Genomic DNA, 14,301 nt, shown 5'->3' with positions numbered 1-14,301 from the left:
TATACCTTTCCTGGTGATGGATGAAAAAATAGTTATAAAAAAGAGAGCGTGAAGAAGACAATTTCTGAATCTCTTATTATAAATCGGAGTAGTATGCTGTTTTTATAGGAAAAAGTAAGGCTGTTTGATTGTATATATTAAACTCAGTATTATTTTCATAAATGATGACAAAGAATATGTTTATTTTTAATGGACTAACGGACAGAATGATTATGGCTGTAGTTTATTATTAAATTATGATAGCAAAAATGCTTGGAAATTCCTTTGGTGTCGTTATTAAGTCCATTTTTTCTTTTTTTATAAGTTTCATAGGGGCTTTGGGGGGCTGTGTGTTGCAATAAGTTATTGATTGGGAGAAATTGCTATTCATGACACAGAGAACAGTTACATTAATAGCGGGACCAACGGCAAGTGGGAAGTCAGAACTTGCCTTGCAAATGGCTCAAGAAAAAAATGCTCTCATTATTAACACTGATTCAATGCAGGTTTATGATGTTTTAAATATTTTAACGGCACGGCCTACGGAGGCTGATACTGCGATTGTTCCACATTATCTTTATGGTCATGTGAGTCCTACTTTGAATTATTCAGTAGGGCAATGGTTGTGTGATGTCGAGAAGCTCTTGGCTACTTTTTCTTTAAGATCAGTTATTTTTGTTGGTGGAACAGGACTTTATTTTCGTGCTCTTTTAGAGGGAATTTCGGAAATTCCTCATGTTCCAGATGTTGTTCGGCAGAAGTGGCGACTTCGGCTTGATAAAGAGGGCGTTGCAAGTCTTTATCGCCAGTTGTTGCAGATTGATGCTGTTGTTGCTGAAAAAATTTCTTCGCACGATAGACAGCGTATTGTTCGTGCTTTGGAAGTTTATGATGCAACCGGTAAGACGCTCAGTTGGTGGCAGAAACAAAAAACAACACCTCTCATTGCGCCGAATTTCACCGAAAAAATTCTTCTTATGCCACCACGTCCTCTGCTTTATGAACGTATTCATAAACGCTTGGATTCTATGATTGAAAGAGGAGTTTTAGAAGAGGTGATGATCATGAAGAATCTTATGCTTTCACCTTCATTACCTGCAATGAAGGCTATTGGTATACCTGAATTTATGGCTTATTTGGATGGATATAGAAGCTTTGAGAATGCTCTTGAAGCGGTGAAAACACAAACGAGGAGATATGCAAAAAGACAAATGACATGGTTTCGTAATCAATTTGATGAAGAATGGATGCTTACTTTTTGATAAAAGAGCTAGAGCTTTGCAAAGAAACTTATCGAAAGATAAAAGATAATTCGTGAAAAAGAATTTTTTAGAAAATATAATTTTTTATTGACGAATGGTATCAATGGAATTAGAAATCTTTCTACAAGGAAATTTTTATATATTTTATACGTTGGAATAATGGGGGTGATCATACAGTATGTGTTGTGTAATGGGCTCCTTTGGGGTCTTTTTTTATGGGCTCCGTTAGGGGCTTTTTTATTGTCCTATCAAGTAGGTGAGTGGGAAAAATGAGAAATGATCCAAGAAAGCAAGAGAGTGCAGATGGAAAAATAATGTCGGGGGCTGAAATAGTGATTCAGGCTCTTATAGATCAAGGGGTTAAACATATTTTTGGTTATCCTGGTGGGGCTGTTCTGCCTATTTTTGATGTGCTCTATCACCAAGATACACTCCAGCATATTTTGGTGCGCCATGAACAAGCTGCAGGTCATGCTGCTGAAGGTTATGCACGCAGTACTGGAAAGGTAGGTGTTATGCTTGTGACTTCTGGTCCAGGCGCAACGAATGCTGTTACACCTTTGCAAGATGCTCTTATGGATTCTATACCTCTTGTTTGTTTTTCTGGTCAGGTAGCGACAACGATCATCGGAACAAATGGCTTTCAAGAAGCTGATACGGTTGGAATTACAAAGCCCTGTACGAAGCGTAATTGGCTGGTTAAAAACGTCAATGATCTTGCGGCTATTATTCATGAAGCTTTTTCTCTTGCTCAATCAGGTCGTCCTGGACCGGTTTTGATTGATATTCCTAAGGATGTTCAATTTGCTTCAGGAATTTATAGAGCACCTCAAGCGCCGACATTTATGCGTTCTTATTCAAAGCCGAAAGGGAATGCGCAGGCTATTGAAGAGGCTGTTTCTCTCTTAGTAGAAGCAAAGCGTCCTGTTATTTATTCTGGTGGTGGTGTTATTTCATCAGGGATGGAAGCTGTAAAGCTTTTGCGCGATTTAGTTCAACTGGGTGATTTTCCGATTACGTCAACACTCATGGGGCTTGGTGCTTATCCCGCTTCTGGCAAAAATTGGCTTGGAATGCTTGGGATGCATGGAACCTATGAGGCTAATATGGCTATGCATGATTGTGATGTCATGTTGGCTGTTGGAGCACGATTTGATGATCGTATCACAGGGCGATTGGATGCATTTGCACCTCATGCGCGTATTATCCATATTGATATTGATCCTTCTTCTATTAATAAGATCGTAAAAGTGAAAGTTCCACTTATTGGTGATGTGGCTTGTGTTTTAGGAGATATGACGCAACTCTTAAAGATACAGAAACCAGCGTTTAACAGTGAAGTCCGTGAGGCGTGGTGGACGCAAATTAATCGTTGGAGATCACGTAATTCATTGGCATATATGGAAAAAAAAGATGTTATCATGCCACAATATGCTCTTGAACGGCTTTATGCACTGACCAAAGATGCGAATGCTTATATCACAACGGATGTCGGACAGCATCAGATGTGGGCAGCACAGTATTATCATTTTGATGAACCAAAACATTGGATGACTTCTGGTGGTCTTGGAACGATGGGGTATGGTCTTCCGGCGGCTATCGGTGTTCAAATAGCCCATCCTGATGCGCTTGTTGTGTGTATTTCTGGTGATGCCTCCATTCAGATGAATATTCAAGAACTTGCAACAGCTATTCAGCATGACACACCTGTAAAAATTTTCATTTTAAATAATCAGTATATGGGGATGGTTCGCCAGTGGCAGCAATTGCTACATGGTAATCGTCTTTCTCATTCTTATACGGAATCTATGCCTGACTTTGTGAAATTAGCACAAGCTTATGGAGCCGTGGGAATTCATTGTTCAAAACCCGATGAACTTGATAATAAAATTCAGCAGATGATTGACTGTGATAAGCCTGTTCTTTTTGATTGTCGTGTTTATCATTTAGAAAACTGTTTTCCTATGATCCCATCGGGATGTGCTCATAATGAGATGTTATTACCCGATGAGGCAAGCGAGGAAGCTGTTGCAAATGCTGTTTCTTCCGAGGGAAAGATTCTTGTATAAAATGAATATGTTAACAAAATAGTAAAGGATGGTGATGAAGTCTTTAAAGTCTTCATCTCTGTCTCTTCTTTGTGGAGAGTTCCTATTATCCTTAGAGCTCATTTTATGATTTTCATTCTTTGTTTAAAGACATGGGGTGTATTATTATTTGTTCATCTAAAAAATGTTATAAGTCGTGTGCCCAATTATGTTTGAATTTATTTGTACGCGATGTTTGTTTTTTTAATTCATATGTTCACATTAATAGCTATTTCGGTGCATTTTTTAGATAATATATTGAATTGTCTCTTATAAATTAATTATGTTGTCTCATATATGAAAGATTCCATTGTGCAAAAAAAGCCACCGTGCTTGAAAGGTGCGACTATGCAAACCGTCATGCCTATGAAAACAATAGAAAAGTTTGTCACTATGTTTTGGTTTTGCATTATGAAATTGCTCCAAATCGCTCTTTCAAGAGATTGATAGGAGAATCCCCCTAGCGGCTTGAAAGGAAGGGAAAAAATAACAAAGATCAAATGCAGCCATAGAAAATCAATTAGCCACCATAGCTTATAATCAGGTAGTAATCTCACCTGATTATGCGGGGGAAATCTATACATATGAGATGTGTAGTCAATATATATATATATAAACTGGAATAATACTCAACATCGTATCATTATCAGGACATTAACATTGAAAATCAAATACTCTTTCTTTTATTTGTTTTACATATCTATGATTCCATAAATCTGCAGACACAAACACTCTTTGAATCCACCGCATTGAATTTTCATAACTATCAAATGATCCAAAAAATTTACCTCCAGAGTGTAGAGCCATTCTGTTATCAATGTATAATAATCTTCCTGGTTGTACGTCAATTCCAAAAGATACAGTCTTCATAGCTTCATAAAAATGATTTAAAGCTTCCTTAGCTTTTTTTGACTGTGGCTCTAACATGCCCGGATAAAAAACAGCGCTGATATCTTGGAATTCACCGTCCTCTTGAACTAGGAGGCACTTTACTTGTAGAGGTTACCAATTTTCTCCTCTATAGAGAACATTAATTATATATAAATTATCCCTTAAGCTCCTCAAATCCTTCTCACTTAAAAGTTTTAAAGCTAGACGTGCATCAGATATTCTCGTTAACGGGCCATCAACATCATTGTGAACACCAGAAAAATATCCCTTTAGAAAAATATCCCTTTAGGAGATAAATTTAAACCTCTTATAAATTTTAGTGCAGCATTTTCTATATGAAAATCTAACTCAACTGCAGATCTTAATCCTGTATAATCTTTTTTATTATCTTCTAAAGGAACCAGGTTATTTACTATATGTTTGCCTTCAAACTTAATTAAATAAGGCTCTCCGATCAATAAAGAAAACATCATAATTAAATTTTCGCTAATATAGCCATTTTTACAAGACGCATCTAAATTATAAGGATTAGGTGACGTATTAATTTGTCTATCAATTGGAAGGTTTTCAAAGATTATATGGTCTCGGGGTAATAGACACCTTTTGATTCATAAGAATTGTCAATATTCTATGGGGTAGCAGCGAAAATGCTATTTTTTTAGTTCAACCGAATATTCAATACCACCCGTATGGATCATAAATAACATGGTCTAAAGCTTCTCAAAGTTTGTCTCTTTCGATATTGCTCAATTCAAAAGTATTTTCATTTATCATTATAATTTCCTCTCCAATTATATTTCCCTATTTTTTTTATTAAGAAAAGTGAAAAAACAATCATTAAAATTAAAATCAGCCATGTTAGTAAATAAGTGTTTGTAAAATCTTGGATTAATCCAAATAATGGTGGAGCAGTAATAATTGCGATTTGATTTACAGACATTGCTAACCCCAGAGAAAAACCAACGCTTTCTTTCGGCGAAGAGTCTACAATATAAGCAACCCAAGGGCCATACCATCCTAATCCAAAAAAACCTAACCAAGCAGATAAAATAGTTAAATAAATTATCGATCCACTCATGCCAAAAATTAATATTAAAAATCCAAAAACGATTGCAATCATGCAAAACAAGACAGGAAAAAATCGTCCTTTTCTACAATGATCACTCCACGCTGCTAAAATAATTCTTCCTAAGGCACCAGAAGCTTGTGAAACAAAAAACAAATAAGCACTTTTATCTAAAGACAGGTGATAGATTCTATAAAAATAAATCGTTATAAAAATGGTTAAAACATATTGAACTATCACAAGTGAAACGCCTGAAAAAATGATATTCTTCATATGCGGTGCAGCCAACATCGCAAGACGAGACCTTACATTTGCATAGAACGAAACTTTTGTCTTGCTTTCTGTAACGATAGCTACAACTTTTGCTGGTGAGTGATAAAAAATAATAAATATACATCCACCTAAAAAAGAAACGATGGCACCGACCAAAAACGCACCTTGTATGCCATAGACAAGCGCACTAGCAGGAAGAACTATCCCAGCTAATGCACCACCTAATGGTAGTCCCGCCTGCCTTATTCCCATTGCAAATCCGCGCTGCGATTGTGGAAACCATGAAGAAACAGATTTAGCACCACCGGGTTGAGCAGAACTATAAAATCCCCCTACAATTAGCAAACAAACCAAAAGGGAAATATAGTTATCTGCGATTGCTCCCAACAAAAGAGCGACAGAAACGCCGATCGCGCCAACTCCAACAATATAGCGCTCGTTAAACTTGTCTAGTAATTCGCCAGCTACAAGTAACCCAATAATAGGTAGGAACTGCGCTGCTGAAGACAGCAAACCTATCTGAGAGTCACTCAGCAAGAAATCCTTCTTAAAAAATTCAGCTAAAGGACCAATCCCTTGAACAAAGAAGCAAGCTGATGCTTGAGCGATAGTGGCAACAAGCAATATAATCCATCTATAATAATTTTTTTCTATAAATTTATTATTGCTCACTATGCCCCCTCCAATTAAAGTGTATTCCAATAAAGTGGCCTTTTTTTTAATAATGCTTGCAACAATAAATTAGGTATTTTATGCTGATTACATAAAAATCTGTCAATACGATTGGTCTTAATATGAAAGCTAAGGAATATGCTTAATTTAAGGAAATAAGCTATTATGTGTCGTGCAAATTTGATAGGCTAGCGATATAAGATAAATTTTACAAACATTGGCTCATCCGGCATCAAGCGCTCTTTATAAAAGAAGCTATATTTTGGCAAGCTTTTTCAAAATAATTCTCAAAGCTTTCTTCAGTCACATAGCCCAGATGCGGTGTGCAAAGAACTCTATCTGATTGCAATAATTTGCTTTCATATACCGGCTCGCTGTCATAAACATCCAGTGCAAAGTAAGTTGAATTTTCCAAACTTAGTATTTTTTCTATCGCCCCTTTTTCAACCAAAGCTGAACGCGCTGTGTTGACAAAAATAGCATGAGGTTTCATGCTCAATAGATCATTTAATTGAATGATTTCTCTGGTTTTATCGCTTAAACGTAAATGGATGGATATAATGTCAGGACGTGTAAAAAATTCATCTTTTGAATGCGTAAAATGATAACCTAAATTTTTTGCTTCTTGCGTTGAACGTTCGCTCCCATAAACCAAAATAGACATACCAAAAGCTTGAGCATATTGAGCAACCATTTTACCAATACGCCCAAACCCGAATATTCCAAGAGTAGCCCCTTTCATTTGGTTGCCAAATGTTGTTTGCCATCGTCCTTTTTTCATATCAGATACAGATTTACAGAGTTTTCTACGCGCAGACATAATTAAGAGCCACGCAAATTCAGCAGCAGAAGTTGGATCTCCACCACCGTCTAATATTTCAATTCCTAAGTCTCTACAAGCTTCTATATCAATATGTGAACCTATAGGGCCTGTTTGGCAGATTAATTTTAAATTTGGCAGTTTCAGGAGAAGATTTCTATCAACTATAGTCCGCTCTCTGATTAAGATAAGAATATCTATCTCTTTGAGCTTATCTTCTAAATCACATTCTTTAGCTAAATTATTTATAACCAGCACTTCATGCGATTTCATTAATTTTGTAATAGATTGTAATTTTAGGGTGGCTTTTTGATAGTCATCTGGAATTAATATTTTCAATTTAAATCTCCCGTTTCATTCATCAATATTGGAGCTCATTATTTCATTTCTAAAACAATCAAAAAGCAATCTCGTCGCTGATATTTTGACATAACGCCAAGCCTATTAACAAATTATACCCCTTGATTTCATTGTTATTTTTAGCAATAAGAATATCATTAATCAGTTAGTTTTTATAAACTTTAACACATTGCGACAAAAAGTTTGACTCAGTAGATGGAGAATTGCACTTTTCTCATATTTTAGAGGACGGACCTGAAGTGCTACGCTGGACTGAAACCCATGTCCCAGTTTTCTTATAATAGACTACCAAGAAGGCCATACTTACGAACCAGATTTTATTGTCGAAACAGAAAAAGCTACATATTTGTGCGAGATAAAGCGTGCTTCATATAAGCGTGATGTTTCTCTTTGTTCGTTGAGATATAACTTATTTGTAGCATGAAGAGTAAATTTATTAAAATCATGATAAGAGGGAGATAGGACCTTTATAGGTGTATCATCATAGGATTAAGTCGTTTTGTTGAGAGCTATTTCTATTTCTGCTAAAAGGTGTTTGATATATTTAATTATTATTTCGTAATAGTGGATGTACTTTATTTTTATGTGCAAGAAGGCTGAGTGATTGTGTAAAATAGTATTCATAAAATTACATTATTCTTATCCTGTTAAGGACATTTTTTCTAGCGAGGGTTTTGCAATTGCAATGCTCTTTTTCTCATTCTAAATTTTGGTTAGAAAAAGCGTATATAGGTATTATTTTAAATTTAAGATATGTATATTCCATTGTTGGTGTTACTGTTGTAAAAAATGATATTTTATTTGATAAGTATAAGGTGTTACCAAGAAGATCGATGTATAGATAAAATTTAGATTGTTACAATATCTTGAAAAAGCAATGGGTAAATAATTGATAATTGTGCTATGAAAGTTGTTAGATGGGCGTGTGTCAGCAATTCTTAATAAAAAAGTTTTTCTTGATAGTCGGTTTTTTTCAAAATACTGCTCTTTTTATGCAAATCTTATGTTGGTAAGCTATGCAATTTTCACCGGAACAGGATAATGCATTGAAGGCTGTTGCTGCGTGGTTGAAAGAGGGGCGTTCTCCACTTTTTCGCCTCTTTGGCTATGCGGGGACGGGTAAGACAACGCTGGCACGCTATTTTGCAGAAACAGTTGATGGTTCTGTTCAGTTTGCGGCGTTTACAGGCAAAGCGGCACAGGTTTTGCGCTCTAAAGGCGCCAGTAATGCTTGTACTATTCATTCGTTGATTTATTGTCCGCGTGGGGAAGAAGAAGTTTCCGATGAAGTTACGGGAAAGAAGTCTATTGCTCCAACATTTGCATTAAATCGGAGGAGTGCAGCTGCACAAGCTAAGCTCATTATTGTTGATGAATGTTCAATGGTAGATGAAAAATTGGCGCGTGATTTAATGAGCTTCCGGACGCCAATTCTTGTTCTTGGTGATCCAGGTCAATTGCCTCCTATATCAGGTGGAGGATTTTTTTCTAATGGAGAACCAGATTTTCTTCTTTCAGAAATTCATCGGCAAGCGCGGGATAATCCGATTATACGTCTTGCTATGGATGTGCGTGAAGGACGCGATATTGCTTATGGTGACTATGGAGAAGCTCGCGTTGTTACACGTAAAGAGGTCAATCAACAATTGGTTTTGGATGCTGATCAGGTATTGGTAGGGGTTAATCGTACACGCTACCTTTATAATCAGCGTTTGCGTGTGTTAAAAGGATTTACAGCAGATTATCCACAAGCAGGAGACAAGCTTGTGTGCTTGCGAAATGATCCTACTAAAGGTTTGTTGAATGGCTCTTTATGGAAGGTGATGACTTCACAGAAGGAAACAGTTAAACCAAGTATTAATCTTCTTGTGAAACCAGAAGAAAGTGAGCGTGGGGTAGCAAAGATTAAACTGTTAAAAGCCGCGTTTGAAAACCCTGATCAAGAAATTTCATGGCAATTAAAAAAGCGATATGATGATTTTGATTATGGGTATGCATTAACGGTTCATAAAGCGCAAGGTTCTCAATGGAATAACGTCGTTTTGTTTGATGAAAGTTTTGCATTTCGTGATATGTATGCGCGCTGGCTTTATACGGGAATTACGCGCGCAGCAGAACGTTTAATGATTGTTCGATAGAAAAAAATATGTATATTATCTAAGTTTCAGATGGAAAATGCCTTTTTTCTATCTTGTTACACACTACAGAAAAATGGAAATGGGCATGGCGGTAAAACTTTCGGTTAATCTTAATGCTGTTGCTGTTTTGCGTAATCGACGTAATCTTCCGTGGCCAAGTATCACGAATATTGGGCATATAGCGCTTGCTGCTGGAGCAGCAGGTTTGACTGTTCATCCACGCCCTGATGAAAGGCACATTCGTTTTTCAGATTTGCCAGATATATACTGTTTAATCAAGAACAATTTTCCTACAGCTGAGTTTAATATTGAAGGCTATCCCAGTGATCAATTTTTGGATATAGCAGAAAAGTATGCTGATCAGATTACCCTTGTTCCTGATGATCCAGCGCAGTCAACGTCTGATCATGGTTGGAATTTTTCTCATGATGCAGAATTTTTAACACCTATTATTCAGCATTTGAAAAAAAGAAAGATTCGTGTATCACTTTTTGCTAATCCTACGATCGATGGTCTTGATATTGCTAAAGCAATAGGGGCTGATCGTGTGGAATTTTATACTGGACCTTATGGGGGGGCATTTCAGGATAAGATAAAACAGGATCAAGAGCTCAATAAACTTGTTTTAGCAGCAAAAAAAGCCAAAGAACTGCAATTAGGTATCAATGCAGGTCACGATTTGACGATTGCTAATCTTCCTGCTCTTGTCAAAAACATTCCTTGGCTTGATGAAGTTTCTATTGGCCATGGGCTCATTGCCGATGCATTAGAGTATGGAATGCGTGATACTGTTCAGCGTTTTATCCGGTTATTATCGTAATCTTTTTCTCTCTATGAAATTGAAAGAGAAATTTTTATAAAGCTCTGCCAATTTATCTTAAAAAAATAATATATGTTTAGATAAATAGCACTATTAGCGTGCATTATAAATATTCTATTGTTGCTCTGTTTATTGGTTGCTTTCTATCTTTTGTTTTTGAGTGTATGAGATGTTTTTTATTTGTACTATCTCTATTAGGGAGAAAAAATAGGGGTTGGAAAGTATTTTCCTTGTAAAGGAATGCGTAGGATTTTTATGGATCAATACACAAATTTTCTTTATGTTTGAGCTCATTTTACGGGTTATCTGTAAATAGTATAATGTAAAATCTCTATGGATGATATGAAGTCTATTGCTATCATCATTTTATTGGCTAATTCAATGTTGTGGCAGTTTTTGGCATATAAGGGTTTTGATGATTTTATCATGAACAGATTTAAAATCAGAAAATGCTTTTTATGAATAGGCTTAATGCAATAAGAGCTGTCAAATAGAATGATGATATCGACTTGTAGCTTTATGAAGTAAAGAGAGTGGTGTGCAATAAATCTTTTAGGCGATTATAGGGGACTTTTGAAAAGGGCTCGAGCACATTAAAAGTTTTTTATAAGACGCCATAAATGAATAACATAATGTCAGTATGGGGGTGTTCTTTTTCGCGTGAGAAGCGCTGATATTAAAGAACGTAAAAAGTAAAAACGTCATCTCTATTATTCTAAAGATATTTTTGTATATGCTTTTAAAAATTGTATTAAAACAATACTTGTTATTTTGTAATTTTTCTTGCTATCCGTATTGATTTGGTTCATGTTAAAAGTTGTATATTGTATCTTAATTTTTAGAATATAGTGTTTTGTTGCACGATAGAAGAGTAAAATATTAGCAAATATATTTTCTTTAAAAATCTTGTTTTGTGTAATTATTGTTTTTGTGGAATAGCAGTTGAAGTTGATGTGGGGATCCGTATATGTTTTGGGAATGTTTGGGGACTACAGTTTTTTTTATGCAATATGTAAACTTTAAAAATTATTCAATTGCTATGTTCTTATAAGCGGTGTTTTTTGTCTTTATAAGTGTGTGATGCACTGAAGATAATGTTTCTTATTTAATAAAAATAATCTGAAATCCAGTTTAAATAGAAAAAGAAGGAAGTTTTTTATGCGTGTTTATTATGATCGTGATGCGGATGTTAATCTTATTAAAGGGAAAAAAGTAGCCATTGTTGGTTATGGTTCTCAAGGGCGTGCGCACGCTTTAAATTTGAAAGATTCCGGTGTTAAAAATGTGCAAATAGCTTTGCGTTCAGGGTCGGAAACAGTTAAGAAGGCTATGGCCGATGGTTTTGAAGTGGTGAGTGTTGCGGAAGCTGCAAAATGGGCAGATCTCATCATGATGGCAACACCAGATGAATTGCAAGCTGATATTTATAAAGAGCATATTCATGATCATTTACGTGATGGGGCAGTGATTGCTTTTGCGCATGGTTTGAGCATTCATTTCGGCTTAATTGAACCTAAAAAAACAGTTGATGTTGTGATGATTGCTCCTAAAGGTCCAGGTCATACAGTGCGCAATGAATACCAACTTGGTCGTGGTGTTCCTTGCTTAATAGCGGTGGCACAAGATGCTTCAGGACATGCTCATAATGTAGCATTGTCTTATGCATGTGGTCTTGGTGGTGGACGTGCTGGGGTGATTGAAACAACATTTAAAGAAGAGTGCGAAACTGATCTTTTTGGTGAACAAGCGGTTCTCTGTGGAGGTCTTGTTGAACTGATTCGAGCAGGTTATGAAACATTAACACAAGCAGGTTATGCACCGGAAATGGCTTATTTCGAGTGTTTACATGAAGTTAAACTGATTGTTGATCTCATGTATGAAGGGGGCATTGCAAATATGAATTATTCGATTTCCAATACGGCTGAATGGGGCGAATATATGTCTGGTCCACGCGTGATTACTGATGAAACAAAAGCAGAAATGAAGCGTATTTTGAAGGATATTCAAACAGGTAAATTTACGTCAAATTGGATTCAAGAGTATAAAGCTGGTGCAGCTCATTTTAAAGGCATGCGGCGTTTAAATGATAATCATCCTATTGAAGAAGTTGGTAAAAAACTTCGTTCTATGATGCCTTGGATAAAATCTAACGCTTTGGTTGATAAAGAGCGTAATTGAAGCTTCTAAAGAGATATTTTGTAAATAGCTTTTATAATTTTATAGATAAATATCAAAAAAGGGTAACTAAAGTTACCCTTTTTTATATATTTTTTGCAACATAAGCTTTATTTTTTAATTTTTTGCATAATTCTTTCTTCCAAAAAGAAAGTATACAATTCCTAAAAATATGAACCACGCTGGAGTGTATTTTAAAGCTATGGCAGTATCAGCTTCTAATGATAATAAATAAATAATGAATGCAAAGAAAATAAGAAGCGCCCAACACATAACAACACCTCCTGGCATTTTATAAGGAGAGACAGTATGCTGGAGAGGACGATTACGACGATAGACGATATAGCTGATCAAAATGATAGACCATACAAATATAAACAAAATTGCGGCAATCGTCGTAACAATTGTAAAAGCAGCTATGAGGGTTTGAGATAACGATACAACTGCATAACCAAATAAGATGCATAAACATGAAAAGAATAATGCGTTGGCTGGAACGTGGTTACGAGAAAGTTTTCCTAAAAATTTAGGAGCACCTTTTTGTGTTGCTAGCCCATATATCATACGGCTGGTAGAAAAAATTCCACTATTTGCTGAAGATGCGGCAGCTGTGAGGACAACAAAGTTCATCAAACCAGCAGCAGTTGGAATACCAATAAGTGCATACATTGTTACAAATGGGCTTTTTTCTGGACTGATTTGATCCCACGGCGTCACAGACATAATCACAAGAAGAGAGAATATATAAAAGAATACAATGCGGATTGGTATTGAATTAACAGCCTGTGGTAAAGCTTTTTGAGGCTCTTGTACTTCAGCAGCAGCTGTTCCAGCGAGTTCAATGCCAACAAAAGCAAAAATAACAATTTGGAATCCAGCAAAAAAGCCTGTAATTCCTCGCGGAAAAATATTTCCACCATTCCATATATGGCTAAGAGAAGCAACCGTGCCGTTTGGAGAGACAAAACCGGTAAAGATCATATAAAATCCTACAACAATTAAGACTAGAATTGCTACGATTTTGATAAAACCAAACCAAAACTCAAGTTCGCCAAATAGTTTTACGGCGACGAGGTTAAGAATTAAAAAGGACATTAGACCAATTATAACAGGAATCCACGAATTGAGTTCAGGCCACCAAAAGTGTGTATAAGTGACAATAGCAATAACTTCAGCAGTTCCGGTGACAATCCAACACAACCAATATGTCCAGCCGATAAAGAATCCGGCACACGGACCTAGAAGATCGGTTGAGAAGTCAATAAAAGATCGATATTGTGTATTAGAAAGCAATAACTCTCCCATAGCACGCATGACAAAGTATAGAGCACAACCAATAATTGCATAAACGAGTAGAATTGAGGGGCCTGCTACACTGATTGTTTTTCCTGATCCCATGAAGAGACCTGTTCCAATCGCTCCACCAAGGGCTATAAGTTGTATGTGTCGGTTATGTAGTCCACGTTGCAATTTCTTCTTAGGTTTTTTTTCTAAATTTTGTTTGTTCATTTTTGGGAATTTCCCCTTAGTTACTTTTAAATAAAAATTATCCTAAAAAAGGTAATCTCTTCTATCGGAACACGCTATGGTCAAGGAGTAAAGGAATTTTTTTCTATGACTATATGTGAACAAAGAAAAAACATTATAAATTAATGGAATAACTATTTTATACACAAGAAATAAAATATAAATTATATTATATTTTTTATGTTTTATACATATATTATAAACATAATATAAATTATAATATTTATAATA

At 35.8% G+C, this 14,301-nt stretch carries 10 protein-coding genes; 5 read left to right on the top strand and 5 right to left on the bottom strand.

The window, feature by feature from the left end:
- The first annotated feature begins 368 nt into the window (after positions 1-368).
- Positions 369-1,241, top strand: a complete 873-nt coding sequence (gene miaA, locus ACFIJQ_RS05410; protein ID WP_273788075.1) for a tRNA (adenosine(37)-N6)-dimethylallyltransferase MiaA — start codon at positions 369-371, stop codon at positions 1,239-1,241.
- A gap of 269 nt (positions 1,242-1,510) precedes the next feature.
- Positions 1,511-3,310 carry an acetolactate synthase 3 large subunit gene (locus tag ACFIJQ_RS05405; RefSeq protein ID WP_375628957.1) on the top strand — a complete coding sequence of 600 codons (1,800 nt, stop codon included), beginning with the start codon at positions 1,511-1,513 and terminating at the stop codon, positions 3,308-3,310.
- Between the two features lie 672 nt (positions 3,311-3,982).
- Here ACFIJQ_RS05405 and ACFIJQ_RS05400 read toward each other — a convergent pair.
- From ACFIJQ_RS05400 to ACFIJQ_RS05385, 4 genes are all read right to left on the bottom strand, one after another.
- A complete protein-coding gene (locus tag ACFIJQ_RS05400; RefSeq protein ID WP_273788077.1) occupies positions 3,983-4,255 on the bottom strand; it encodes a TauD/TfdA family dioxygenase in 273 nt (90 codons plus the stop codon).
- 233 nt (positions 4,256-4,488) lie between these two features.
- Positions 4,489-4,692 (bottom strand): hypothetical protein, encoded by a 204-nt coding sequence (locus tag ACFIJQ_RS05395; RefSeq protein WP_273788078.1) that lies wholly within the window; start codon positions 4,690-4,692, stop codon positions 4,489-4,491.
- Between the two features lie 290 nt (positions 4,693-4,982).
- Positions 4,983-6,230, bottom strand: a complete 1,248-nt coding sequence (locus ACFIJQ_RS05390) for an MFS transporter (protein ID WP_273788079.1) — start codon at positions 6,228-6,230, stop codon at positions 4,983-4,985.
- Positions 6,231-6,462: 232 nt separating this feature from the next.
- Positions 6,463-7,389 carry a D-2-hydroxyacid dehydrogenase family protein gene (locus tag ACFIJQ_RS05385; RefSeq protein WP_375628954.1) on the bottom strand — a complete coding sequence of 309 codons (927 nt, stop codon included), beginning with the start codon at positions 7,387-7,389 and terminating at the stop codon, positions 6,463-6,465.
- Positions 7,390-8,426: 1,037 nt separating this feature from the next.
- Here ACFIJQ_RS05385 and ACFIJQ_RS05380 point away from each other — a divergent pair.
- The 3 genes from ACFIJQ_RS05380 (at position 8,427) to ilvC (ending at position 12,546) form a co-directional block, all read left to right on the top strand.
- Entirely contained in the window at positions 8,427-9,548 is a 1,122-nt protein-coding gene (locus ACFIJQ_RS05380; protein WP_375627119.1) for an ATP-dependent RecD-like DNA helicase, read from the top strand.
- Positions 9,549-9,633: 85 nt separating this feature from the next.
- Positions 9,634-10,368, top strand: a complete 735-nt coding sequence (locus ACFIJQ_RS05375; RefSeq protein WP_375628952.1) for a pyridoxine 5'-phosphate synthase — start codon at positions 9,634-9,636, stop codon at positions 10,366-10,368.
- Positions 10,369-11,526: 1,158 nt separating this feature from the next.
- Positions 11,527-12,546 carry a ketol-acid reductoisomerase gene (ilvC, locus tag ACFIJQ_RS05370; RefSeq protein ID WP_015856608.1) on the top strand — a complete coding sequence of 340 codons (1,020 nt, stop codon included), beginning with the start codon at positions 11,527-11,529 and terminating at the stop codon, positions 12,544-12,546.
- Positions 12,547-12,660: 114 nt separating this feature from the next.
- On the opposite strand, the gene ACFIJQ_RS05365 is transcribed toward ilvC, so the two are convergent.
- Positions 12,661-14,052, bottom strand: coding sequence for an amino acid permease (locus ACFIJQ_RS05365; RefSeq protein ID WP_375628950.1), 1,392 nt, complete (start codon positions 14,050-14,052; stop codon positions 12,661-12,663).
- Positions 14,053-14,301 lie beyond the last annotated feature (249 nt).

Source organism: Bartonella sp. TT67HLJMS (genome assembly GCF_042193375.1).
GTDB lineage: Bacteria > Pseudomonadota > Alphaproteobacteria > Rhizobiales > Rhizobiaceae > Bartonella > Bartonella grahamii.
Note: the sequence above shows the minus strand (reverse complement) of the source record. Positions and strands in the feature narration are given on the sequence as shown.